The sequence below is a fragment of the Ralstonia sp. AU12-08 genome, assembly GCF_000442475.1.
GTDB classification, from domain to species: domain Bacteria; phylum Pseudomonadota; class Gammaproteobacteria; order Burkholderiales; family Burkholderiaceae; genus Ralstonia; species Ralstonia insidiosa.
Window position 1 is genome coordinate 76,177 of sequence record NZ_ASZV01000032.1, and the last position, 22,919, is coordinate 99,095.

The 22,919-nt window shown below is 65.4% G+C and carries 21 protein-coding genes; 13 read left to right on the forward strand and 8 right to left on the reverse strand.

The features are described 5' to 3' along the window. Positions 1 to 52 precede the first annotated feature (52 nt). Positions 53 to 1,021 (reverse strand): LysR family transcriptional regulator, encoded by a 969-nt coding sequence (locus C404_RS47240; protein ID WP_021195785.1) that lies wholly within the window; start codon positions 1,019 to 1,021, stop codon positions 53 to 55. A 64-nt stretch (positions 1,022 to 1,085) separates the two neighbouring features. After that, the gene (locus tag C404_RS47245; protein ID WP_021195786.1) at positions 1,086 to 2,003 is read right to left on the reverse strand and encodes a LysR family transcriptional regulator; all 918 of its coding nucleotides are present in this window, start codon (positions 2,001 to 2,003) and stop codon (positions 1,086 to 1,088) included. Between the two features lie 73 nt (positions 2,004 to 2,076). On the opposite strand from C404_RS47245, the gene C404_RS47250 reads away from it, so the two are divergent. Continuing rightward, positions 2,077 to 3,633 carry an MFS transporter gene (locus C404_RS47250; protein WP_031329644.1) on the forward strand — a complete coding sequence of 519 codons (1,557 nt, stop codon included), beginning with the start codon at positions 2,077 to 2,079 and terminating at the stop codon, positions 3,631 to 3,633. A gap of 10 nt (positions 3,634 to 3,643) precedes the next feature. On the opposite strand, the gene C404_RS47255 is transcribed toward C404_RS47250, so the two are convergent. Together C404_RS47255 and C404_RS47260 are read right to left on the reverse strand one after the other, a co-directional pair. Beyond that, the gene (locus C404_RS47255; protein WP_021195788.1) at positions 3,644 to 4,054 is read right to left on the reverse strand and encodes a DoxX family protein; all 411 of its coding nucleotides are present in this window, start codon (positions 4,052 to 4,054) and stop codon (positions 3,644 to 3,646) included. Between the two features lie 34 nt (positions 4,055 to 4,088). Continuing rightward, the gene (locus tag C404_RS47260) at positions 4,089 to 4,973 is read right to left on the reverse strand and encodes a LysR family transcriptional regulator (protein WP_021195789.1); all 885 of its coding nucleotides are present in this window, start codon (positions 4,971 to 4,973) and stop codon (positions 4,089 to 4,091) included. Positions 4,974 to 5,105: 132 nt separating this feature from the next. On the opposite strand from C404_RS47260, the gene C404_RS47265 reads away from it, so the two are divergent. From C404_RS47265 to dapA, 4 genes are all read left to right on the forward strand, one after another. After that, the gene (locus C404_RS47265) at positions 5,106 to 6,734 is read left to right on the forward strand and encodes a gamma-glutamyltransferase family protein (RefSeq protein WP_021195790.1); all 1,629 of its coding nucleotides are present in this window, start codon (positions 5,106 to 5,108) and stop codon (positions 6,732 to 6,734) included. 96 nt (positions 6,735 to 6,830) lie between these two features. Further along, positions 6,831 to 8,147: an MFS transporter gene (locus C404_RS47270; RefSeq protein ID WP_021195791.1), complete on the forward strand. Its 1,317-nt coding sequence runs from the start codon at positions 6,831 to 6,833 to the stop codon at positions 8,145 to 8,147. Between the two features lie 127 nt (positions 8,148 to 8,274). Continuing rightward, positions 8,275 to 8,625 (forward strand): hypothetical protein, encoded by a 351-nt coding sequence (locus C404_RS47275; protein WP_021195792.1) that lies wholly within the window; start codon positions 8,275 to 8,277, stop codon positions 8,623 to 8,625. Positions 8,626 to 8,633: 8 nt separating this feature from the next. Then, positions 8,634 to 9,518 carry a 4-hydroxy-tetrahydrodipicolinate synthase gene (gene dapA, locus C404_RS47280; RefSeq protein ID WP_021195793.1) on the forward strand — a complete coding sequence of 295 codons (885 nt, stop codon included), beginning with the start codon at positions 8,634 to 8,636 and terminating at the stop codon, positions 9,516 to 9,518. 21 nt (positions 9,519 to 9,539) lie between these two features. Here dapA and C404_RS47285 read toward each other — a convergent pair whose 3' ends face one another. After that, positions 9,540 to 10,106 (reverse strand): hypothetical protein, encoded by a 567-nt coding sequence (locus C404_RS47285; RefSeq protein WP_021195794.1) that lies wholly within the window; start codon positions 10,104 to 10,106, stop codon positions 9,540 to 9,542. Between the two features lie 322 nt (positions 10,107 to 10,428). Here C404_RS47285 and ypfJ point away from each other — a divergent pair, with 322 nt between their 5' ends. Beyond that, on the forward strand, positions 10,429 to 11,316 hold the full coding sequence (ypfJ, locus tag C404_RS47290; RefSeq protein WP_031329645.1) for a KPN_02809 family neutral zinc metallopeptidase: 888 nt from the start codon (positions 10,429 to 10,431) through the stop codon (positions 11,314 to 11,316). Positions 11,317 to 11,450: 134 nt separating this feature from the next. On the opposite strand, the gene C404_RS47295 is transcribed toward ypfJ, so the two are convergent. Together C404_RS47295 and C404_RS47300 are read right to left on the reverse strand one after the other, a co-directional pair. After that, positions 11,451 to 13,565, reverse strand: coding sequence for a hypothetical protein (locus tag C404_RS47295; RefSeq protein WP_031329647.1), 2,115 nt, complete (start codon positions 13,563 to 13,565; stop codon positions 11,451 to 11,453). Positions 13,566 to 13,760: 195 nt separating this feature from the next. Then, the gene (locus C404_RS47300) at positions 13,761 to 14,507 is read right to left on the reverse strand and encodes an SDR family oxidoreductase (protein ID WP_021195798.1); all 747 of its coding nucleotides are present in this window, start codon (positions 14,505 to 14,507) and stop codon (positions 13,761 to 13,763) included. A 174-nt stretch (positions 14,508 to 14,681) separates the two neighbouring features. On the opposite strand from C404_RS47300, the gene C404_RS47305 reads away from it, so the two are divergent. From C404_RS47305 to C404_RS47325, 5 genes are all read left to right on the forward strand, one after another. Continuing rightward, positions 14,682 to 16,190 carry a DNA-3-methyladenine glycosylase 2 family protein gene (locus C404_RS47305; protein WP_021195799.1) on the forward strand — a complete coding sequence of 503 codons (1,509 nt, stop codon included), beginning with the start codon at positions 14,682 to 14,684 and terminating at the stop codon, positions 16,188 to 16,190. Positions 16,191 to 16,195: 5 nt separating this feature from the next. Next, complete coding sequence (locus tag C404_RS47310) at positions 16,196 to 16,744, forward strand: methylated-DNA--[protein]-cysteine S-methyltransferase (protein WP_021195800.1); 549 nt, start codon at positions 16,196 to 16,198, stop codon at positions 16,742 to 16,744. 80 nt (positions 16,745 to 16,824) lie between these two features. After that, positions 16,825 to 17,742, forward strand: coding sequence for a DMT family transporter (locus C404_RS47315; RefSeq protein WP_021195801.1), 918 nt, complete (start codon positions 16,825 to 16,827; stop codon positions 17,740 to 17,742). A gap of 105 nt (positions 17,743 to 17,847) precedes the next feature. After that, positions 17,848 to 18,372 (forward strand): cytochrome b, encoded by a 525-nt coding sequence (locus tag C404_RS47320; protein ID WP_021195802.1) that lies wholly within the window; start codon positions 17,848 to 17,850, stop codon positions 18,370 to 18,372. A 362-nt stretch (positions 18,373 to 18,734) separates the two neighbouring features. Beyond that, positions 18,735 to 20,063: a HipA N-terminal domain-containing protein gene (locus C404_RS47325; RefSeq protein ID WP_021195803.1), complete on the forward strand. Its 1,329-nt coding sequence runs from the start codon at positions 18,735 to 18,737 to the stop codon at positions 20,061 to 20,063. Positions 20,064 to 20,100: 37 nt separating this feature from the next. Here the strand turns inward: C404_RS47325 and C404_RS47330 are convergent, their stop codons facing one another. Next, positions 20,101 to 20,373, reverse strand: a complete 273-nt coding sequence (locus C404_RS47330; protein ID WP_021195804.1) for a hypothetical protein — start codon at positions 20,371 to 20,373, stop codon at positions 20,101 to 20,103. A 210-nt stretch (positions 20,374 to 20,583) separates the two neighbouring features. Between C404_RS47330 and C404_RS47335 the strand changes: the two genes are divergently transcribed. Then, the gene (locus C404_RS47335; RefSeq protein ID WP_031329648.1) at positions 20,584 to 22,008 is read left to right on the forward strand and encodes a M20 family metallopeptidase; all 1,425 of its coding nucleotides are present in this window, start codon (positions 20,584 to 20,586) and stop codon (positions 22,006 to 22,008) included. Positions 22,009 to 22,093: 85 nt separating this feature from the next. Further along, on the forward strand, positions 22,094 to 22,906 hold the full coding sequence (locus C404_RS47340; RefSeq protein ID WP_021195807.1) for a transporter substrate-binding domain-containing protein: 813 nt from the start codon (positions 22,094 to 22,096) through the stop codon (positions 22,904 to 22,906). Positions 22,907 to 22,919: the final 13 nt, after the last annotated feature.

Here is a 22,919-nt window from a genome sequence, read left to right on the forward strand (position 1 = left end):
AGTCTCCTTGCAAGGTCAACAGAACCCGTTAGACGCGCGTGCGGCGAAAAAGTTAGTCGGCCGCGGCGGCGTCCACATTGGTGCCGGTCTTGAGGACGAACGGCGTCGGCTCCAGGCGTTGCGGCAGCTCATCGGACAGCGCGCGGGCGGCATCGGCAAAGCATTGCACGAGGCTATCCGCCAGCGAAGACGGCGCATGGTGCTCGGCACGCATGGCGCGCACGTCAAACGTCTGCGCCGGCTCCAGCGCGAACAGCGCAATACGATCCATGCTGCCAGTGGCGGCGGTGAACTGATCGAGCATCGTCACGCCCAATGACTCCTCCACCAACGAGCGTGCCAGCGAATACGTCTGCACCTCTAGCGTCGATTGCGGTGCTAGACCACCGCGCGCCAAGGTCTGCCCGACCAGCGAGCCGAGCGAGATCTGATCTTCCAGCCCGATGAATGGCTTCTCAGCGACAAGCTTGTGCAGCGCGCGCCCATCCGTCTTGCCGCCCACCCAGGCGCGCGGCGCGGCCAGCAAGATGCGGCCCTGCGCGACCGGCGTGGTGCTGATGGCCGGATGCACCGGCGGCGCGAAGGCAAAGCCGACGTCGATGTCCTGCGAGAGCAGGCCCTGCACGATCTCGGCGGTGTGATGCGTGAACACACGCACCAGCGTATCGGGATGCCGCTGTGAGAAGCGCCGCACGGCGGGCGCGAGAATGCTCGGCGCCAGGCTGGGTGTGGCCGCCACGCGCAGGCGCCCTGCCCCCTTGTGCCGCAGGTTGGCCGACACGCGCCGCACGCGCTCGACCTCCTGATACAGGCGCTCGACCTCAGAAAACAGCTCGAATGCCTCTGCGGTGGGCTGCAGGCGGCCCTTGGTGCGATCGAACAAGCGAAAGCCGAGCTGCAGCTCGGTGTGCTGCAGCACGCGCGTCACTACCGGCTGCGACACGTTCAGCATGCGCGCCGCTTCGCTGACTGTGCCGACCAGCATCACCGCGCGGAAGACTTCGATCTGGCGCAAACGCATGGCCGCCGATCCTCACAATCCGAATAGGAAAGCGCCGATTGTGACATCCGGCGCCGGTCTTCGGCTAGGCGGGCGCGGATGCGGCCACCGTGGCGGCCGCGCCCTCCGCTTCCAGCGCATCCAGAAACACACGCACCTTGCGCGGCACCAGCTTGCGCGCAGGCATGAGCGCGTAAACGCGCAGCGCGGTCAGTTCGAAATCGGGCAGCACGCGCACCAGGCGGCCGGTGGCGACTTCCGTATCACCCACGGAGCGCGCCATGCGGGCCACGCCCAGGCCACGCACGGCAGCGCGTGCGCGCATCTCGGCATTCAAGGTCTGCAGGCGCGGCTGGATGGGAATTTCAAGGGGCTCGGCCGTGGGTTCGCCAACGGGCCGGAAGGCCCAGCTTGCATCGTCGGGGCCGGACAGGCACGGCCAGCCCGCCAGATCGGCAGGCGTCTTGAGCGGCGGGCGTTCCGCCAGCAGGGTCGGCGATGCGTACAAACCGCGCGGAATCAGCACCACACGCCGCGCCACCAAGGACGAATCGGGCAGCACCTGATCGACCATCACGAAGACGATGTCGTAGCCGCTGGCCAGCAGATCCGGCTGCTCCCACGAGATATGCACCTGGATCTGGAGATGCGGGTATTTCTCCAGCGTGCGGCACACCGGCTCGGTCAGGTGCTGCGCGCCCACCTCGTACGGTGCGGCAATGCGCAGCGTGCCTGCCACGGCTTCGCTGGCGGCGGTGGTGTCGGCGTGCACTTCGCGCAGGCGCTCGAACAGCGGGGCGATGTCGTCGTAGAAGTGCGAGCCAGCCTCGGTCAGGCGCAACTGGCGCGTGGTGCGGGTCATGAGCCGCACACCGAGCGCGGCCTCCAGCCGCGATACGGCGGCGCTAGCGGTCGATTTGGGAATGCCCAATGCCTCGGCGGCGGCGGTGAAGCTGCCAGCCTCCACCACGCGGCAGAAGGTTTCCCAGTCGTTCCACTCCATTGTTCGCATGACTGGACAGTGTTCCTAGAGTTGGCCGTTTATCCGGCTGGCGGGCAAGTTTATGCTCGGGCACATGTCGCTGCAAATCCTTCCGCCCGCCTCGCTGCGGGCGTTTCCCCATTTTTCTTCGGCGCGCATCCACGCTTTTGGCCTGGCGGTGGGCCTGGCTACGGGCCTCGATTTCGTCTCTTCCCAGATGATGGCCGTGGCGGGCCAGCATATCCAGGGCGGCGTGCATGCCAGCCCGGATGCGTATCTGTACGCCGTCACCGCCTATGCCGTGGCGGCCGTCGTGGCCAACCTGGCCATCGGCCGCATTGCCGCGCACGTGGGCTACCGGATGTTCGCGCTGGCGGGCATTGTGCTGTTCGGCATCGGTTGCGTGGTCTGCGCAACCTCCAACAACATTGGCGAGCTCGTCATCGGCCGGACCATCCAGGGGCTGGGCGCGGGCGGGCTGTTCTCGGCCTCGCGCATTCTGGTGCAGCTCACCACCGAGCCCGATGAGCGCATCCCGCCCATGATGATGTTCAGCGTGGGGCTGTTCGGGCTGACGACCATCGCGCCGTGGATCTGCGCCGAAGTGCTGGAGTACAGCGAATGGCGCGTGATCTTCTGGCTGGAGCTTGGGCTGGCCGTGGTGGCCTGGGTTGCGATGTTCTTCCTGCCGCCTGAGCACCATCAGCCGCGTACACGCGCCGCACGCCGCCCGCACGAAGCACCGCCGGAAGACAGTCAATGGGATTGGGTGGGCGTGGGCGCCATCGCCATCGGTGCGCTGTCGTTCCTGATGGGCTTGTCGGAGCTGCGCTACAACCGGCTGACCGCATCGCCCGTGATTCCGCTGTTGCTGCTGGGTGGTGCCGCTGCGCTGCTGCTGGCCATCCACCGCCTGCGCACACACCCGGACCCGTGGCTCGACCTCTCGCGCCTGAGTGGCCGCCGCTACCTGTGGGGCATCGGCTTTTACGGCGTGTATTACCTGATGAGTGGGTACTGGTCGTACCTGTTTCCGGCCGTGTCGCAAGGTGGACTGGGCTTCACCTTCCGGACGACCACGCTGTTCCTGATGATCAGCGGTGCGGTGTCGACCGTGGCGGCAGTGATCTTCACGGTCTGGCTGCCGTTCTTCTTCCGCAAGCGCCGCTTTATCGCCATCGGCTTTGCCATCTATGCCGCGGCTGCCCTGTTGCTGGCCACGAGTCTGATGCCTGGCGCGCCGGACTACGCGTTCTTTCCCGTGTCGTTTCTGGAAGGCATGACGCCGGTTGCGGTGATGATTCAGGTGGCGATGATGACCTACCTCGATCTCGACCGCGAAGACTTCGCGCACGGCTATCAGATGAAGAACATCGCGCGCCAGTTCGCCACCGCGGTGGGCACGGGGTTGGCCGTGGTGTCGCTGCAGACGCAGCAGGCGGAATCGCGCTCGCTGATCGTCGCGCACGTCACGCGCTTCACGTCGGACCTGCAGGCAGCCAACCCGCTCACGCCACAACGGCTGGCCAGCCTGTCGGCCGAGATCGACCGCCAGGCCACGCTGCTGGCCGGCACGCAGCTCTTCAGTTGGTTTGCAGTGGTATGTGGGGTGTTGGCGGTGGTGGTGCTGGTGCAGCGGTCGTTGCGCTAAAAGCGTTGCCCTAGGATTTCTGCACCGCGTACTTCCCCGCCCCCGTCACAGCCAGCAAAAACAGCCCGCCCATGATGCTGAGGTTCTTGTAGAACTGCACCATGTTGGCGGTCTGCATGGCGCCTTCCACGTTCCAGAAGGTATGTGCGATGAGCGCGGTGCCCAGCACGAACAGCGCCATCAGCAAGGCCAGCGGTCGCACCCAGAAGCCGATCAGCAGCGCGATCCCCACACCGAACTCCATGACGACCGCGACGGCGGCGGCGAGCATCGGCATCGGTGCGCCCACCGTCCCCATGTACCCGACGGTGCCCTGGAAACCGGTCAGCTTGCCCCAGCCGGAAATCAGGAACAGCAGCATCATCAGCACGCGACCGAGCAGGATCAGCTCGTCGCGCCAACGTTCGACGAATGCGTTCATGGCAGTCTCCATAGCCATTGGTGATGCTTAAAGCTTAGGCGCTGGACTTGCTAAGTATGGTTTCGAGCGCATCGAGTACCGCCTGAATCACTCCATGCCGCACATGCTCTTTCCGTTCGATCATGCCGACGGTGCGCACGGGCGTTTGCGGCGGCATGGGCAGCACGCGCAGAGCGGGGTCGCTCTCCCAGCTTGCGCGGCGCAGGCGCGGCACCAGCGTCACGCCCACCTGCTGGCGCACCAGTTCGACAATCGCCTCGATCGAGTTGACCTCGATGAATTCGTTGACGGCCATGTGCGTCTTGCGCAGGGCGCGGTCGATGAGTGCGCCGGTGCGTACTGCGCGGTCGAAGCGCAGGAACGGATGCGTGCGCAGGACCTCTTCTGCGCGGCCGCGCGTGTGGCGACCCGCCACCACCACCAGCGGCTCGGTGTAGAGCGGGTGCCAGGCCAGGTTGGCAGGCAGGCGCTCCAGATGCTCGACCACCAGCGCACCATCCAACTCCCCCGCTTCCACCTGCTCAGCAAGCTCGCCAGACTTGCCCGTGATCAGCTTGACGTCGAGCCCCTTGTGCGCCTGCTTGAGCCCCGCTACCGCGTGGGCTAACGAGCCCATCACCGATACCACGGCGCCAATCGCGACAGCACCGGCCAATTCGGTCTGGGGTTCATCGCCGATGCGCATGGCGTCGTACAGGCCCAGCAGGTGCTCGGCCTGGGGCAGCAGTGCGCGGCCATGCGCGTTGAGCGTGACCGTACGCCCGGAACGATCGAACAAGTCGCGACGCAACTCGGCTTCCAGCGCGCGCATCTGCAGACTGACGGCCGCCTGCGTGAGCGCCACGCGCTCGGCAGCAGCGGCAAACGAGCCGTGGCGTGCCACGGCAACGAAGGTGCGGAGAAAGCGGACGGTGCTCACACGGTACCCACAAGCCGGCGTAGACGACTCTCAAGTTTTTCTTAAGCAATATCCAACGAATTTTAGCTTTATTAAATTCCGTGCACCGCAAATAATCATCCGATCCACTCAGCCCACCTCCTTTCCCAAGCCATGTCCCACCGCTTCGATTGGCAGAACCCCTACCCCACCGTGCGCATTCCGCTGTTTGCGCGCAATGTTGTCTCCACCTCGCACCCGCTGGCGGCGCAGGCCGGATTGCGCATGTTGCTCGCGGGCGGCAGCGCGGTAGATGCGGCCATTGCGGCGGCAGCCATGCTGACTGTGGTGGAGCCCGTTTCGTGCGGCCTGGGCAGTGATGCCTTTGCCATCCTGTGGGACGGCAAGGAGCTGCACGGCCTGAATGCCTCCGGCACGGCACCGCAGGCGTGGAACCTGGATTACTTCCGCAACAAGTACGGCGAAGACGCAAACGGCACCCCCAAGCGCCCGACGCGCGGCTGGGATGCGGTGACGGTGCCCGGCGCCATCTCGGCCTGGGCCGCGTTGCATGCGCGCTTTGGCAAGCTGCCGTTTGCCGATGTGCTGGAACCCGCCGCGGAGATTGCCGAACGCGGTTACACCGTCTCGCCCATCGTCGCGCACAAGTGGGCTGCGGCGATTCCTGAACTGCACAATCAACCCGGCTACGCGCAGGCCTTCATGCCGCACGGCCGCTCGCCCGAAGTTGGCGAGAAATTTCAGCTGACGGATGCCGCCGCCACACTGCGCCGCATCGGCCAGACCAACGGGCGCGATTTCTATGAAGGCGAACTCGCCGAGCGCATCGCGGCGTACGCACGCGAATGCGGCGGCACCATGATCGCGCAAGACCTGCGCAACTATCAGCCCGAGTGGGTCAAGCCCATCACCAAGCGCTACCGCGGCTACGACCTGCACGAGATTCCGCCGAACGGCCAGGGCATTGCCGCGCTCATCGCGCTGGGCATTCTCGACCGCTTCGACCTGAGCGCGCTGCCGGTCGACTCCGCCGATTCGCAGCACCTGCAGATCGAGGCGATGAAGCTGGCGTTTGCTGATCTCTATAAGTACGTGGCCGATCCACGCTCGATGGAAGTCACGCCCGAGCAGATGCTCGACGATGCGTACCTCGATGCGCGCGCCAAGCGGATCGACATGGGCCGCGCACAGGTGCCCACCTTCGGCATGCCGCGCGCCGGCGGCACGGTGTATCTGACTGCGGCCGACGAGAACGGCATGATGGTCTCGTTCATCCAGTCCAACTACATGGGCTTCGGCTCGGGCGTGGTGGTGCCTGGCACGGGCATCAGCCTGCAGAACCGCGGCTTCGGTTTCTCGATGGACGCGCGCTCGGCCAACGTGGTGGAAGGTGGCAAGCGGCCGTTCCACACCATCATCCCGGCCTTCCTCACCAAGGATGGCAAGCCGCAGATGAGCTTTGGCGTGATGGGTGGCGACATGCAGCCGCAAGGCCATCTGCAGACGCTCGTGCGCATGCTCGACTACAAGCAGCAGCCGCAGGCCGCGTGCGACGCGCCGCGCTGGAAGGTCAACCGTGATTTCACGCTCGACGTGGAGGCCACCATGAACGCCACCACCGTCGCCGCACTGAAGGCGCGCGGACACAAGCTCAAATCGGTGGCCGATCCGTATATGGATTTCGGCTCGGGCCAGTTCATCTGGCGCTTGTCTGACGATGCTGACCACGGCTACGTGGCCGCCAGCGACAGTCGCCGCGATGGCCACGCCGTGGGCTTCTAAGCCAGCGTACACAAGCGCGTTGACCCGTGGACCGGGCGGGCAACGCGCTGCAGTTCCATAACAACGATCCCGGCCGGCACCAAAGGAACCCTCATCATGACCGCCCCTTCTGCGGCAAGCGCTGCTGCGCCCGCTCGCCCTGAAAAAACCGATGCGGCCCACGCGCGGCGCATCATCATCTCGTCGTCGATCGGCAATGCGCTGGAGTGGTACGACTTTCTCGTCTACGGGTTCTTTGCGTCCATCATCGGCAAGCTGTTCTTTCCGGCGGATGACGAGTGGGTATCGCTGCTGTTTGCAGTGGGCAGCTTTGGCGTGTCGTTCATCACGCGGCCGGTGGGCGCGATCGTGCTCGGCATGTATGCGGACAGGAAGGGGCGCAAGGCCGCACTGACGCTGTCGATCCTGCTGATGATCGTCGGCACGCTGGCGATTGCGGTGATGCCGAGCTATCAGCAGATCGGCGTCGTCGCGCCGATCACCATCCTGCTCGCGCGCCTGGTGCAGGGCTTTGCGGTGGGCGGCGAGTTCGGTAGCGCGACGGCGTTCATGGTGGAGCACAGCAAACACGGGCGCGGCTACTACGCAAGCTGGCAGTTTGCGAGCCAGGGCATTGCGACCATCCTCGCCGCTGGGCTGGGCGCACTGCTCACGGCCTCGCTCACGCCGGCGGACCTGGAGGGCTGGGGCTGGCGCCTGCCGTTCATCTTCGGCCTGCTGGTCGGCCCGGTCGGTTTCTACATCCGCCGCCACCTCGACGAAACGCCTGAGTTCGTTGCCGAGCAGAAGAAGACGACGGTCGACCCGCAAGCCTCGTTCAAGGCGCAGTGGACCAACCTGCTGCTGGCGGTGGGCGTGGTGGCACAGTCCACCGTGTCGGTGTACGTGTTGCAGCTCTACATGCCGACGTATGCCGTCAAGCAACTGCATCTGCCGGCCGCGCAGTCGTTCGCGGTGGTGGTGCTCAACGGCGGGCTGCAGTTCCTGCTGTCGCCGGTGATGGGCGCGTTGTCCGATCGCATCGGCCGCATCCGCATCATGCTCACCACGTCGGTGCTGATGATCGTGTTGATCTATCCGATGTTTGCACTGCTGCACGCGTATCCGACCATCGGCGCGTTGCTGGCGCTGCAAGCCGTATCGGGCATCTTCAAGGCGGCGTATTCGGGGCCGATGCCAGCGTTGATGTCGGAGATCTTCCCCACGCGCGTGCGCTCAACGGGCCTGTCGCTCGACTACAGCCTGGGCGTGACACTGTTCGGCGGGTTCGCACCGTTCATCGTCACATGGCTGATCCACACGACGGGCGATACGCTGGCGCCGAGCTACTACGTGCTGACGGCGGCCGTGGTGAGCGGCATCTCGCTGACGATCATCGCGTTGCGCCACCGCAAGGCCGGACGCGCTTCCTGAGCGTTTACTCTTTCTTTACACCGCCCCACTGCCCTTTTTCACGCTTTTTACGAGCGAACCGATACGGTGTCACCATGTTCAACGACTTGGCGATGCCAGCCACCGCCTTCGCATCATGGGCCGATCCATGCTTCTGTCTTCGCTCGTTCCGCAGCTGCTGCCGCCCTCGCCGGCAGCGGCCTCTCGTGTGGATTCTCGCGTGGTTGCCACGCCGGCACGCCAGTATGTGAGCCTGCGCGTAACGGTGCCAAGCGATGAACCCCATGCGGTTCGCCGTCAGTTGCATGCATTGCTGGGCGACGCGCTCGGCCTGTACATCGTCCAACACGACGCACGCCGTCACACCATCAGCGTGGATCTGGAACTCGTGCATGCCGATGTGGATGCCGTCATCGGCGCCCTGCTGCGCGGCCTGCCGCGCGCCACGCTCGGCCGCGTTACCCAGCTCAAGCGTGGGCATGCCCACCTGCTGCACTGAGGCGCGCCATGTTTTCGGGCATCTGGATTCCGCTGGTCACCCCCTTTCACGACGATAAAGTCGACACGGCTGCGCTACGCCGGCTGGTGCGTCACTACCAGGGCGCGGGCGTCGCAGGCTTTGTCGCGCTGGGCACCACGGGCGAAGCCGCGCTGCTCTCGCAGATTGAGCGCTACACCGTGCTGGAAACGATCGCTGAGGCATGCGACGGCCGCACACCCTACCTGATCGGCGTGGGCGCGGCCGACACGCGCGAGGTCTGCGCACAGATCCGCCACTACGAGCGCTGGAACAGCGCGGGCTATCTCGTGCCACCGCCCTACTACGTGTGCCCATCGCAGGCGGGCTTGCGCTGGCACTACACGCAGGTGGCGGCCAGCACGTCGCGCGCGGTGGTGCTCTACAACGTGCCCAAGCGCACGGGCGTGGCCATCGCCCCGCATACCGCGCTGGTGCTGGCCGAGCAGGCCAACATCGTCGCCATCAAGGAATGCGTGGCCGATAACTTTGGCGCGCTGCAAGGCGGCCCGCTGGATGTGCTGAGTGGAGATGACAGCGCGCTGCTCGACTGCCTCGCGCACGGCGGTGCAGGCGGCATTCTGGCCGGGGCGCACATCCGACCGGAGTTGTTCGTGGCCCTGGTGGAACACCATCGCGCAGGCCGCGTCGACGAGGCCAGGCGTCTGGCCCAAGCACTCGCGCCACTGGCTGCCCTGCTGTTTGCGGAGCCCAACCCGGCGCCGGTCAAGGCGCTGCTGGCCGAACTCGGACATATCGGCGAGCAGACACGCGCACCGATCCTGCCGGTCACGGAATCGTTACGCCGCCGCCTGGTGGCAGCCTTGCAAGCACTGGAGACCGTCGAGGCCGACCGCGCATTGCGGCTGGCCTGATGTCTGCGTTCAAGGCGCCGCTTACGCGCCCTTGTACCAGTGCGCATTCCACGCACTGGTCGCCCTGCGATAGGTGACGTGTCGGGTGCCGCGATGGTGGCGGCGCGGCGTGCTCGCGACAGGGCCGTCGCTGTCAACGTCGTTGGTGGACTCCGTCGCAGCCACCGTGTGTGTGCTAGCCGGCGGCACCTGCGAGTAGACACGCTGCTCCATGCGGTCACGCGCTGCCTCGACCGGATCGGGCTGCGCGGCCAGCGGCGTTGCAGCGCTGGCCGGGGTCACCGCCATCGCTACGCTCGTTGCGTCACTGGCCTGCACGGCGGCGGGCGTATGCCCCGCCAGGCTGTGCACCCACGGTGCGTGCGCCATCCCCACGTAGATCGCCCCCGTCACTGCAATGAACGCAGCCGCCACGTTGGTGAATGCGCCGTTGACGATGGCACTCGAAACACGCGACCACCACGGCTCGCGCTCCACCTGCGCCTGCGGCACGTCGGCCACCTCCATCGGGTCGAAATAGGCGGCAGCCGGTTGCGGGGTATCGATGGGTTCGGGTGGCTGGGTGGTAACGGAAGCGGGCAAGCGCATGGCGAGAACTCAAGATCCTGGGTCGGCAACATCGCGCGTTGCCGATCGTTATTCGGGAATGGCCGCATGACACGCACGTGACAGCGTGAAGCGGCCCAGCAGCCTCGTTGCGGCGATCAGCCGTCAGTAGCAAATTCCTTGCCGGACGTTGTGCATTGCGACAAACACCCGCCAACCCTTGCCGGTGCTCACCCTTGCCCCAGAAACAGACGATTTGGCCATCCGACGGAGTGCCCGTGCGCATGCAAGGCAGGTAGACTTTGCAAAGTTTACCGGGTGTGACACCCGAGTCTGCACATCAAGGAAATCCAGGGAGAACGACGTGCGTTGGGATGACATGCGCGAAAGCAACAACGTTGAGGATGAACGCGCATCCTCGGGCGGTGGATTTGGCGGTGGCGGCATGCGGCTGGGCATCGGCGGCATCGCCATCGTGGCGGTGGTCGGCCTGCTGATGGGCAAGAACCCGCTGGAAATCCTGGGCATGGTGATGCAGGTGTCGCAAAACGCGCCCACCACGCAGAGCACGCAGCACGCACCCGCCCGCCCCACGGGTGAGACCGACAACGACCGCAGCAAGCAATTGGTCTCGCACGTGCTGGGCGATACCGAAGACACCTGGACGCAACTGTTCAAGCAGGCCGGCCGCGCGTATCAGCCGCCCAAGCTGGTGCTGTTCCGCCAGGGCATCCGCTCGGGTTGCGGCGACGCCACCTCGGCCGTCGGCCCGTTCTACTGCCCGGCCGATACCAAGGTCTACCTGGATCTCGGCTTCTTCGATGAACTGCGCCGCAAGTTTGGCGCGCCGGGTGATTTTGCGGCCGCCTACGTTGTCGCGCACGAGGTGGGCCACCACGTACAGAACCTGCTGGGTGTGTCGGACAAGGTCAGCCGTGCGCAGGCAGGCAAGTCGCAAGCCGTGGCCAATGCGCTGTCGGTCAAGCTGGAGTTGCAAGCCGACTGCCTGGCCGGCGTGTGGGGGCATTTCGCGCAGAAGCGTGGCCTGCTGGAACGTGGTGATCTGGAGCAGGCACTCACCGCCGCCCACGCCATCGGCGATGACACCCTGCAACGCAACGCCGGCCGCAGCGTCACGCCCGATGCCTTCACGCACGGCACGTCGGAGCAGCGCATGCACTGGTTCCGCCAGGGCTTTGATGGTGGCGATATCCGCCAGTGCGATACGTTCAAGGCCGGGGCGGATGCCTGATCGGCGCGCATGAAAAAAGGGCGTGCCCGCAACAGGCACGCCCACGATCTGTACAACTGCCGACTTACACGTGTTGTACAGAGACTGATCGAAGCGCCACACCGTTCTGGTGCGGCGCCCGCTTCTCCCCCGCTTTAGTTGTACGTATAGATCGTGCTCTTGGCGCTGTTGTCCAGCATGCGGTAGCTGAAGTTCAGCGAACGTGAGGTGCTGGTCGTCAGGGCCGGGACTTGCTGTCCACTCGGCAGAGTGATGACCGCCGACGTAGCGCCCTTGGGCACCGCCGTCTGCGCGCTGTACGTGCCGGCAGGGTCGATGGTGACCGCCACGCCGCCGACTTGCTGGGCTGAAACGTTCTGCACCCAATCCACCGTCAACGACGTCAGCGGACCGCTCAGACTGCTGTTGGTCGGATCCAGCGCCGCCAGCGACTGGCTCCCGGGCGTATTCCACGGCAGATTGACGCCCTGCGTTGCCGCGACGAGGTCCGTCAGAAGCGTCTTCTTGATACTCAGGTCCGGGCTTGCCGCGTTCGTGTTCGAGCCGTAGAACAGCGCGATCGTGTACTTCACCCCTTTGGTCACGGCGGTGGGGTCGAGGTTGTCGCCAGACTGCGCCCAGGTAACGCCGCTGGGGTTGGCGCTCACCGGTTGAGAGGCCGCTGAACCGCTGATCCCCATGGTCTTGGAGATCCAGAAGTTCGGGCAGTTGTAGGTCGGCGTTTTGGTGGTGGACGTATTCCCACACTGGTAGGTGGTGGGAATCGCGCCTGTCTTGTTAGCCAGGTCCATGTAGACCTGGCCGCTCACCACCGGCGGGATGAAGACCAGCCCCGCCTGCGGCAGCCCCGGGCCCTTCACGATCGCGTAGCTCAGACTGCCCTTGCCGCTGATGACGGTGCCAGGGCCTGCCGCATTGATCAGGAACTGGACCCCGTTGCGGAAATGGCTGAAGTTTCCGGCGCTTGGGTTGAACTGCTCGACACGTCGGATCACGGTCTTGGCCGTGATATCCACCGGCTGCTGGTTACCCACCAGCCACCAGTTGGACGCATGCGCGCTCGATGCCCCCGCTGCAATGAAGCGCGCCACCGTGATCAGGTTGCCCGGGTTGCCGTTGGCGTCCAGGTACTTGATATTCACGGTCGCTTCATCCTGCCCGGACGCGTTCGACGCTGCCGGAGAGAACGCGATGATCTCGGGCACGCTGAACTGTGCGCCCGTCATCGTGCTTGCGGTCAGCAGGCTGTAGAGCCACTGCCCGCCGTTGTACCCGTTGTGCAGGAAGGCGATGCCGCCCGCGTTGCTGGTGTCCGACAGGATGTTCTGGCAGGCCGCGCCCAACGACGTCACGGTGGCGCCGCCCTGGGTGGCGAGCACGGTGGTGTCGGTGGCAGCCGCACGCTGCGCGACGGGCTGCGCGAAACACGTCGTCAATGCACTGGACATCGCCTGCACACCCTGAGTGAGCGTCGACACGTTGGCCGCCGGTGCGGGAAGCGGCGAGCCGCCGCTGGTGGCCGTGGCCAGGGGCACCGGCGTGGGGTTGTCCACGGTGGACAACTGCAGCTGGCCGCTGGTCGGATCCTTCGACACCTTGACGATATCGAGCACCTGGTCGGCGGTATTGCCGCTGGAAGATGCCGTGGCGGCTGAGATGCTGGTACCGAACGGGTCATAGTTGGCCGGCGCGCCAATGGCGCTGAGCACGGATGCCAACTGCGCGACCACGTTGGCCGTCACCGTCTTGAGCGCCGTGGCGTCCACCGTCTTGGAGCTGACCACGGTGAGCGGATTGCCGTCCGGTGAGAGCTGCGCAACGATGGCGGTCGTCAGCGGCGTGGCATTGAGCGTGAGCGGCGAGCCCGCGGGCGGTGTGACGGTGGTCACGCTCACCAGCGGCGCGGTGTTGCCCGTCGGGTCGGTCACCACCACGAAGAACGGTGCCGCCTCGCCCGCCTTCAACGTGCAGGTGTACGCGCCCAGCGCAGTGGTGGTGATGGCGGTTTCCACGCACGGCGAATTGCCAGCGCTGTCCGTCACGGCCACGTTGGCGTTAGGTAACGCGCTGCCGGTGGCGGCCGTACCGGCCAACGACGCCGAGGCAGGTGTTGTGGTGCCGCCGCCGGGGCTGGTCGAACTGCTGTCCGATCCACCGCAGCCTGCGACCAGGAGCGCCACTGCCAATGCTGCCGCCGTCAAGGCAACAGCGCCCGTATGCCGGCCGCGGCCGGTGCTGTTCGTTTGCATGAAGCCCCCGTACGTTGGTTCTACCGATTTCCCGTGGATTGAACCGGGTGCGCTCTGATGGCGCATGCCGGATGCCGCAATGGCTGTCCTTGCCATCACGACACGCCGGTCATCGTAGAAACGTCAGCCGGGCAGCGCATCCCCAAATTTGGGGATGATGCAAATCGACAACGGGGGGGATTCCGCGCCTGGAGATCAGCGCCCGCCGGAGCAATCCAGCAGCGCACCGGTCACGTACGACGCCGCATCCGAGAGCAGCCAGACGATGGTCTCAGCCACTTCTTCCGGCTTGCCCGGGCGGCCAATGGGCGTGGTGGAGCCCAGCCGCTGTGCGCGGTCCGGCTGTCCGCCCGAGGCGTGGATGTCGGTCTCGATCAGGCCGGGGCGCACGGCGTTCACGCGCACGCCGTCGCGCGCCAGCTCGCGCGCCAGGCCCAGCGTCATGGTGTCGACCGCACCCTTGGACGCCGCATAGTCCACATACTCATGCGGCGAGCCCAACCGCGATGCCGCGGACGACACATTCACCACAGCACCGCCCACGCCACCGCGCGACGTCGACAACCGCCGCGCCGCCTCGCGCGCGACCAGGAAGGCGCCCAGCACATTGGTCTCGAACATCGTGCGCAGGCGGTGCGTGGTCATGTCGGCCACGTCCTGCGCCTCGGCCACGATGCCGGCGTTGTTGACCACACCGTGCAGCGGCCCGAAGCGCCCGGCGGCGGCCTCGAACAAGGCAATCACATCCTCATCGCTCGACACATCACCCTGCACCGCCAGCGCGTGGCCGCCGGCCTGTTCGATCAGGCCGACCGTCTCCTCGGCAGCAGCGCGGTTGCCGCGATACTGCAACGCAACAGACCAGCCGCGTTGCGCGCACAGCACTGCCGTGGCGCGACCGATACCCCGGCCCCCGCCGGTGATGACGATGGTCTTGGACATGCCTATCTCCCGATGTGTTGTTGTGAGGTCTGCTCGCATCTGAACCGGATGCGAACAGACCTCCTGCATTGTGCCGGTATGCCGACTTTTCGGCACCGAGGGACTTGTCCGAATCCGGCGAACGCATGCGACCCGACAGGGCTAGACTAGGCTCCAAACTCCCCGGCCACCACCATGCACCTCGATCACGACGCCTGTTACCACGCCGTGCAATCGCGCGACCGGCGCTTTGACGGCTGGTTCTTCGTGGGTGTGACGTCCACCGGCGTATATTGCCGGCCGATCTGCGCAGTCCGGACACCGCAGCAGAAGAACTGCCGCTTCTTCATCACGGCCGCCGCCGCCGAGCGCGCGGGCTTCCGCCCCTGCCTGCGTTGCCGGCCGGAACTGGCCCCAGGGCACAGCCTGGGCGAGATGTCGTCCAACCTCGCCCGCGCGGCCGCCCGCATGATCGACGAGGGCTTTTTGCAGGAGCACGACCTCGCGGCATTGGCGGCTGCCGTGGGCGTGACGGACCGCCACCTGCGACGCATCTTCCGCGCAGAGTTCGATGTCTCGCCCATTGAATACGCGCAAACGCAGCGCCTGCTGCTCGCCAAGCGACTGCTGACGGATACGGCCCTGCCCGTTGGCGACGTGGCCTTTGCCGCAGGCTTTGGCAGTGTGCGTCGTCTGAACAGCGGGTTCGCCGAGCACTACGGCTTTGCGCCCACACGCCTACGCACCCGCACCGCCGTTGCAGCGGCCCCGGATGACGGCCCCACGCTCATGCTCGGCTACCGCCCGCCGTTTGCATGGCATGCGTTGCTTGATTTCCTGCGCGCCCGTGCCGTCGACGGCGTGGAGGTGGTCGATGCCGACAGCTACGCGCGCACGATCACCGTTGACTACGCCGGTGCACAGCACACGGGCTGGCTGCATGCGCGCAACGTGCCGCAACGCCATGCCATCGCACTCACGCTGTCGGCCAGCCTGCTGCACGCCATGCCGCCCGTGCTGGCCCGCGCACGGCGCTTGTTCGATCTGGATTGCCGGCCGGACGTCGTGGACGCACATCTTGGCGCGCTGGCGGACGACGCGCCGGGCCTGCGCGTGCCCGGCGCCGTAGACGGTTTCGAGATTGCGGTGCGCGCCATCACCGGCCAGGTGATTTCGCTTGCGCAGGCACGGCGCATCCTGGCCCGCATGACGGCTGCGCATGGCAACGCGTTGGCGCAACCGCATGACGGGCGCCCCGGCCTCTCGATGACGTTTCCCTCCGCTGCCACGCTGGCACAAGTCGACCCGCGCACGCTGTCTGCCGACACCGGCCTGCAGGCCAGTCGCGCCGTTGCCGTGGTTGAACTTGCCCGCGCCATCGATGGCGGCCAGCTACGATTGGAGCCGCTGGTACCGCTCGCCCCCACGCTGGCTGCACTGCAAGCGTTGCCCGGCATTGGTGAATGGACCGCGCAGTACGTCGCCATGCGCGCGCTCGGCTGGCCCAACGCGTTTCCGCTGGGCGACTACGTGCTGCGCAAGCGCCTGGCCAACGGCGATGGCGCCCTGCCCACACGCCGCGCCATGATCGCGCGCGCCGAACCCTGGGCCCCGTGGCGCGCTTACGCCGCCATGCATCTCTGGCACCGCGACGAGGCGTTCCACCCCGAGCCAGCCGACACGCCGGTTGCCCTTGCGAGCTGACCACCATGTATCGCCACACCTTCCCCTGCCCACTCGGCGATCTGCTGCTGACCGCCACGGCCACACATCTGACCGGCGCGTTCTTCACCGGCCAGAAGACGATTCCCATGAACGCCGCGCGCATGGCACCGGGCGCTGACTTGACGATCATCCGTGAAGCGCAAGCGCAGTTCGAGGCGTACTTTGCCGGCAAGCTGCGCATCTTCGATCTGCCGATGGCGCCTGCGGGTACGCCGTTCCAACAGGATGTCTGGCGCCTGCTGTGCGAGATCGCCTTCGGCCAGCGCAGCACCTATGGCCAGATCACCGCGCACCTGGGCCTCACGCGCGAGCACGCACGTGCCGTGGGCACGGCGGTGGGGCGCAACCCGATCTCGATCGCCATCCCCTGCCACCGCGTGGTGGGTGCCGACGGGGCCCTCACCGGGTATGCCGGCGGCCTGCCGCGCAAGGCCGCGCTGCTGCGGCTCGAAGGCCATCCCGCGCAGGTGGGTGCGCGCCTGCCGATGCCGGATGACACCCGCCAAGGCACGCTGGATCTGGCATCAGCATGAAACGTTGGAAGCGCGGACAATGGCGTCCGCAACGTTCCCCCTCCCGGTTTCACACCCCACAACGATAACGAGACACCCTCATGCGCCGCTCCGATGTGCTGGAACTCCTGACGCTTGCTGCCCTCTGGGGCGGCTCCTTCCTGTTCATGCGTGTTGCCGCACCGCAGTTCGGACCGGTTGCGCTGATCGCGCTGCGCGTGGGAATCGCCTCGTGCTTCCTTGTGCCCGTGCTGGCGTGGCGCGGGGGCCTTGGTGCACTCCGCACGCACTGGCCGCACATGCTGGCTGTAGGCGTGCTGAATTCGGCCATTCCATTTTGCCTGTTCGCCTACGCGGAACTGACCCTGACGGCCGGCTTCACCTCCGTGCTCAATGCCGCCACGCCACTGTTCACCGCGATCGTCGCCTTTCTCTGGTTGGGAGATCGACTATCGTCGTGGCGTGTTCTGGGCCTAGCTATCGGTTTCGTGGGCGTGATCGTGCTGGTTGGCGGCTCGTCCGTGATCGATGCAAAACAGGGCGGGCTAGCTGTGGCAGCAGCGATCGGCGCGACCGTGCTATATGGCGTTGCCGCTAGCTATACCAAACGCTACCTGACCGGCGTGCCGCCGCTGGCCACCGCAACTGGCTGCCAGTTGTTCGCAGCGATCGTGCTGGCGCCGCTCGCGGTCTGGCTGTGGCCCGCGCAGACGCCGACCGGCGACGTCTGGTTCCATGTCATTGGCCTTGGCATCGCCTGTACGGGCATTGCCTACATTCTGTTCTTCCGGCTGATCGCACATGTGGGGCCGATGCGCGCGGCTTCTGTCACTTTCCTGATCCCGGTGTTTGGCGTGCTGTGGGGCATCCTGTTCCTCGGTGAGCAACTCACGCTCAACATGGTGCTGGGCTGCGCGGTGATCTTGCTCGGCACGTCACTGTCGACCGGCGTACTGGCGCTGGGCAAAAAGGCGAGTACTGCCAACGAGAAGGATTCGCTTTCGCGTTCGGGCCGCTGATATCGTTCTTTTTGTGAAATCTCGCCCGCCAGGCTGGGCGAGATCAATCTGTTTGACCGGTGGGTGCGTTAGGGTGGTGCTTCCCTCCCCTGAGAAAACACCATCATGTCGCCCTTGCCTGAGCGCTACGCCCGCCCTTCCGTCGTCCTGCACTGGCTGATGTTCCTGCTGTTCGCGGGTGCGCTGGCGGCCATCGAATACAAGGGCACGCTGCCCAAGGGCTCCGCCGGCCGCGCACTGTTCACGTCCATCCACATGATGCTGGGACAGTGCATCCTGCTCTTCGCCTGCGTGCGCGTCTGGGCGCGCTGGCGTTACACCGCGCCGGCAAACATTGGCGCTGCCTGGCAGATCGCCAGCGCCAAGCTGGTGCACTGGGTGCTATACGCCATCATGTTCGCCATGCCCATCAGCGGCATCCTGTTCGTGCAGGCCGCCGGCAAGGACGTCACCTTCCTCACGTGGACGCTGCCCCGATTGGTGGCAGAAAACCCCGATTTGAAGTCGACACTTAAATCAGCCCATGAATTTGTTGGCAATGCGGTGTATTTCATCGCTGGCCTTCATATTGTGGGGGCGCTTTGGCACCAATTCGTGCAACGCGACAATTTACTGACACGAATGCGATAAATCCTCGTCTTGCAATTCATACCTTGCCATTTCGACGTCATTGAAACGTCTTCCATGGCGTCACCAAAGGATTTTCGGCCAGACTTAAAAAATTCTCAAAACTGAGATAGACGCCAGAAACATCGGCTTTCGTGCACTCGATCTTAACGATTCGATAATCCGATTTCAGAAAACTGCATCACCGAAATCGGGTTTTTCCGATTGTTGCCTATATTTTCTTTGCTATGCTCGGGCCTCGGTCGAAGAGGGGCGTGCAAGGGAATCGCGCAATCGCATTTGCGCACAGCAATTCCCGATGGCTGGCGGATCCTCCGCTACACGGCCAACCGCGCACGCTCCAGTCAAACACGTTGGATACGCGCATGCTGGACGTCTACCTGAACAAGCATCTGATCGGTCAACTGTCGTGCGACCGCAGCGGTTGGGCGTTCGAATACGACCCCCGGTGGCGGACCGCCTCGCAGGGTTTTGACCTGAGCCCGCATCTGCCGCGCGCCGCAGGCAACATTGCCGATACGGCAAAGGCCCAGCCGGTACGCCACTTCTTTGAATACCTGCTGCCGGAATCGGCACGCGAGGCGCCCAAGGCTGCGGCGACAGCGCTGGAGCATCTGGCACAGGCTGCACCGCATCTGGATGGCCCGCTGTCGCTGGTGCCCACCGGGCTCAAGCCCTGCAGTGGCCGCGCAGACGGCCTGTCCGAGCGCGATCTCGTCCTGCAGTTCCAGCAAAGCGTTAAACGCCCGCGCCAGCCCACACCGCTGCGCGTGGCCGAACCGCGCGCGCACTACGGCGTGCGTGCCGTGCCGGAATCCAGCGAGATCAGCCTGCCCTTCCTGGCCTCCAATGGCTTGCCGGTGTCGATGTGGCTGGGCCGCTTTGCCGCGCCGGCCAACGCTGCGCAATCCAGCCATTTTGTGCGGCTGGATCTGGGCGAAGGCAGCAACCTGCCCTACGCCACCATCAACCATTGCTGGGCCACGCTGCTTGGCCGCAGCATCGGGCTGGAAACGCCCTTCCTCGGCCTGCGCCAGTTTCCGGAAACTGCCGCCGTCGTGCAGCGCCTGGATCGCACCCTGCGCTGCAAGAGCGACGACACCGCGCTCGTGCAGGCCCGCTATGTCGTGTCCGCCGTGCAATTGCTTGGGCTCTCGCCCGAGCACCGCTTCCTGCCGATCACCGTTGAGCAGGTCGCGCAATGCGCACGTATGTGCGCCGACCCGACGGCCGCCACGGCATCGCTGTTCCGCTGGATGGTGTTCTGCCTGCTGATTGGCGGGCGCAACGCCTCTGCTGGCACGCTGCATTTCCACATCGGCCCGGACGGCGTCCGCCTGGCCGCACACGACCACCTGTTCTGCGCCGCCGTCTACGCCAACGAGTGGGATGCCGATGCGCTGTCGCTCGACGGCGAACGCACCCCCGACGCGCAAGCCCGCTACGACGCCATCGATCAGGATGCCCTGCTGGCCCTGGCTGACCACCTCGGCTACGACGCTGCCCAGGCACGGCGTGAACTGCTGCGCCTGATCAGCATGTTGGCACCGCAGTCATCGTTCGTGGCGACGCACCTGTCGCAAGCGCTGGGGCATTCGCCCACACGCGCCGCGGAGATCGATTTCCTCGCACGCATCCACCGTCATGTGTCGGAAACGGCACGGCGGCTGGGTGGGAAAACGGCCGAAATCTGACGCGAGTCCGAAATCGGTCAGCAGGCGATCGAACAGGCTATAGAACGGCGAGGCTGATCGTGCCGTAACGGGCGTACCCGTGTGCGGCCAGCGTGTCCATTGCCTCGGCTTCAGCACGGGCAAAGGTCAGCGCCAGCACATCGGGGCTGCCGGCCCCGGTAGCAAAGGCTTGATAGGCCTCGTAGGCGTCGCGCGGCGACACGCCGCTGCGCTCAAGCACCCGCTGCGCGGCTTCCAATGCCGCGCGAATCGCCGTCTCACCGGGCGGCGCATCGCGAAACGCAAGCTGTAGACACGACGTCGAATTCATCCGCGTTTCGATCTCTGGAACAGCACACCCAACCCAGTCTAGGAAAACGCCTATCCAGTGCCAAGCGTGGCGGCTTCACAGGCGTACGATCATTGACCTGTCGACTTGGGGATACCCCGGGTGTGCATAACGGCCTCCCCCTGCATAATCGAATCGATTGACGAAGCAACGACTTTGCCCACAACGACACGAGCCAACAAGAAGATGCCCATGACCCACCGCCAGAAGCGCCTGAAACGGACAGCCCTCGCCTGGTTGATGGCCGGGACCGTACTGCCCGCCTTCGCGCAGATTCCATTCAGCCCCGGCGGCAGTTCGTCCGCGCCGGCACAGGCGTCGGTTGCTGCAGGCGGGATCGATGTGGCGCAGATCAAGCCCGCGGTGGATGCGGCGGTCAATGCTGAATATGGCCAGCTCGATGCGCTCTACAAAGACATCCACGCGCATCCGGAACTGGCGTTTGAGGAAACACGCACCGCCGCCAAACTAGCCGAGACGATGCGCAAGATTGGCTTTGACGTGACGGAGCACGTGGGCAAGACCGGCGTGGTGGCCGTGTATCGCAACGGCCCAGGGCCAACGATCCTGGTGCGCACCGAGCTCGACGCGCTGCCGATGGAAGAGAAGACCGGCCTGCCCTATGCCAGCCACGTGCACACCAAATGGCGCGGCGAAGACGTGGGCGTGGCGCATAGCTGCGGACACGACGTGCACATGGCGTCGTGGGTGGGCACGGCCAAGACGCTGGTGTCGCTCAAGGACCGCTGGCACGGCACGCTGGTATTCGTAGCGCAGCCGGCCGAAGAAACCGTGTCCGGCGCGCAGAGCATGATCGACGATGGCTTCTTCAAGCGCTTCCCCAAACCCGACTATGCGTTTGCGCTGCACACGGGCCCGGGGCCGTATGGTTCGATCGTCTTCAACAGCGGGCCGATCACGTCCAACTCCGATGGGCTGGAAATCACCTTCAAGGGCCGTGGCGGCCACGGCTCCGCACCCGACAAGACCATCGACCCGGTGATGATGGCCGCGCGCTTCGTGGTCGATCTGCAAAGCGTGATCAGCCGCGAGAAAGACCCGCAAGAGTTCGGCGTGGTGAGCATTGGCGCCATCCAGGGTGGCAGCGCAGAGAACATCATCCCCGACAGCGTGTTGTTGCGTGGGACGATCCGCTCGTACAAGCCGGCGGTCCGTCAGAAGATGCTCGATGGCATCCGCCGCACGGCCAAGGCGGTGACGGAGATGTCAGGCGCGCCGGACGCTGAGATCAAGATCACCGAGGGTGGCAAGGCGGTCAACAACGACCCGACCGTCGTGGCGCGCACGGAGGCGATGTTCAAGACCGCCTTTGGCAACGACCGCGTGCTGCGCGTGCCGCCCATCACTGCCAGCGAAGATTTCTCGGCGTTTGTTGACGCGGGCATCCCGTCGATGTTCTTCTTCATCGGCGTGAACGATCCGCAGACGTTCTTCGCCTCGCTCAAGCCGGGCGCGAAGCCGCTGCCGACCAACCACTCGCCGCTGTTTGCGCCGGTGCCAGAGCCGTCCATCAAGACGGGGGTGACGGCGATGTCGCTGGCGGTGCTCAATGCGCTGCAGTGGAACAAGACGGCAGGACCTTCGGCCGGACAATAACCGGCTGGCGGTGGATGCCAGACCAATTCGGGCGCGGCGCTACGGCAGCCGCGCCTTTTTGCTTCTCTTTCCGATGGGGACACTCATGCTTAACCGCTTCATCCGCACCAGCGCATTCGTGCTGTGCGCCGCCTTGGCCGTGCCTGCCCTGGCCCAGACCACGCAGACCACCAACCGCCTCGACGAGATCATCGCCCGCGGCACGCTGCGCGTCGGCACCACGGGTGACTACAAACCCTTCAGCTACAAGACCCCCGCCGACGGCCGCTTCATCGGCCTGGACGTGGAGATGGGCGAGCAACTGGCCCGCGCGCTCGGCGTGAAGCTGGAAGTGGTGCCGACCACGTGGTCGACGCTGATGCAGGACTTTGCCGCCGACCGCTACGACATCGCCATGAGCGGCGTGTCGGTGACGCTGGACCGTCAGAAGAAGGCGTTCTACTCGATCCCGTATCAGCGCGACGGCAAGACGCCAATCACGCGCTGCGAGAACCAGGCCAAGTTCCAGACGCTGGCGCAGATCGACCAGCCGAACGTGCGCGCCATCGTCAACCCGGGCGGCACCAACGAGAAGTTCGCACGCGCGAATCTGAAGCAGGCGCAGATCCGCGTGTATCCGGACAACGTGACGATCTTCAACGAGATCGTCGCCGGCCGTGCGGACCTGATGATGACCGACGCGGTGGAAACCAAGCTGCAGCAGAAGCTGCACCCGGAGCTGTGCGCCGTGCACCCGGAGGCGCCGTTCGATTTCTCGGAGAAGGCCTACCTGCTGCCGCGCGACGTGGTGTTCAAGAACTTCGTCGACCAGTGGCTGCGGCAGACGATGGAAAGCGGTGAATTTGCCAAGCGCTTTGATGCGTGGCTGACGTATCCGTGGAACGTGCCTGCCAAGTAAGCCCCTGCTGACC

Excerpts from the sequence above, each read along its gene's own strand:
- C404_RS47255 (WP_021195788.1), bottom strand. The coding sequence starts at position 4,054 with ATGAACGCATTCGTCGAACGTTGGCGCGACGAGCTGATCCTGCTCGGT.
- C404_RS47305 (WP_021195799.1), top strand. The coding sequence starts at position 14,682 with ATGCACCTCGATCACGACGCCTGTTACCACGCCGTGCAATCGCGCGAC.
- C404_RS47340 (WP_021195807.1), top strand. The coding sequence starts at position 22,094 with ATGCTTAACCGCTTCATCCGCACCAGCGCATTCGTGCTGTGCGCCGCC.
- C404_RS47325 (WP_021195803.1), top strand. The coding sequence starts at position 18,735 with ATGCTGGACGTCTACCTGAACAAGCATCTGATCGGTCAACTGTCGTGC.
- C404_RS47270 (WP_021195791.1), top strand. The coding sequence starts at position 6,831 with ATGACCGCCCCTTCTGCGGCAAGCGCTGCTGCGCCCGCTCGCCCTGAA.
- C404_RS47265 (WP_021195790.1), top strand. The coding sequence starts at position 5,106 with ATGTCCCACCGCTTCGATTGGCAGAACCCCTACCCCACCGTGCGCATT.
- C404_RS47310 (WP_021195800.1), top strand. The coding sequence starts at position 16,196 with ATGTATCGCCACACCTTCCCCTGCCCACTCGGCGATCTGCTGCTGACC.
- C404_RS47295 (WP_031329647.1), bottom strand. The coding sequence starts at position 13,565 with ATGCAAACGAACAGCACCGGCCGCGGCCGGCATACGGGCGCTGTTGCC.
- C404_RS47285 (WP_021195794.1), bottom strand. The coding sequence starts at position 10,106 with ATGCGCTTGCCCGCTTCCGTTACCACCCAGCCACCCGAACCCATCGAT.
- dapA (WP_021195793.1), top strand. The coding sequence starts at position 8,634 with ATGTTTTCGGGCATCTGGATTCCGCTGGTCACCCCCTTTCACGACGAT.
- C404_RS47275 (WP_021195792.1), top strand. The coding sequence starts at position 8,275 with ATGCTTCTGTCTTCGCTCGTTCCGCAGCTGCTGCCGCCCTCGCCGGCA.
- C404_RS47250 (WP_031329644.1), top strand. The coding sequence starts at position 2,077 with ATGTCGCTGCAAATCCTTCCGCCCGCCTCGCTGCGGGCGTTTCCCCAT.
- C404_RS47315 (WP_021195801.1), top strand. The coding sequence starts at position 16,825 with ATGCGCCGCTCCGATGTGCTGGAACTCCTGACGCTTGCTGCCCTCTGG.
- C404_RS47330 (WP_021195804.1), bottom strand. The coding sequence starts at position 20,373 with ATGAATTCGACGTCGTGTCTACAGCTTGCGTTTCGCGATGCGCCGCCC.
- C404_RS47320 (WP_021195802.1), top strand. The coding sequence starts at position 17,848 with ATGTCGCCCTTGCCTGAGCGCTACGCCCGCCCTTCCGTCGTCCTGCAC.
- C404_RS47335 (WP_031329648.1), top strand. The coding sequence starts at position 20,584 with ATGACCCACCGCCAGAAGCGCCTGAAACGGACAGCCCTCGCCTGGTTG.
- C404_RS47245 (WP_021195786.1), bottom strand. The coding sequence starts at position 2,003 with ATGGAGTGGAACGACTGGGAAACCTTCTGCCGCGTGGTGGAGGCTGGC.
- C404_RS47300 (WP_021195798.1), bottom strand. The coding sequence starts at position 14,507 with ATGTCCAAGACCATCGTCATCACCGGCGGGGGCCGGGGTATCGGTCGC.
- C404_RS47240 (WP_021195785.1), bottom strand. The coding sequence starts at position 1,021 with ATGCGTTTGCGCCAGATCGAAGTCTTCCGCGCGGTGATGCTGGTCGGC.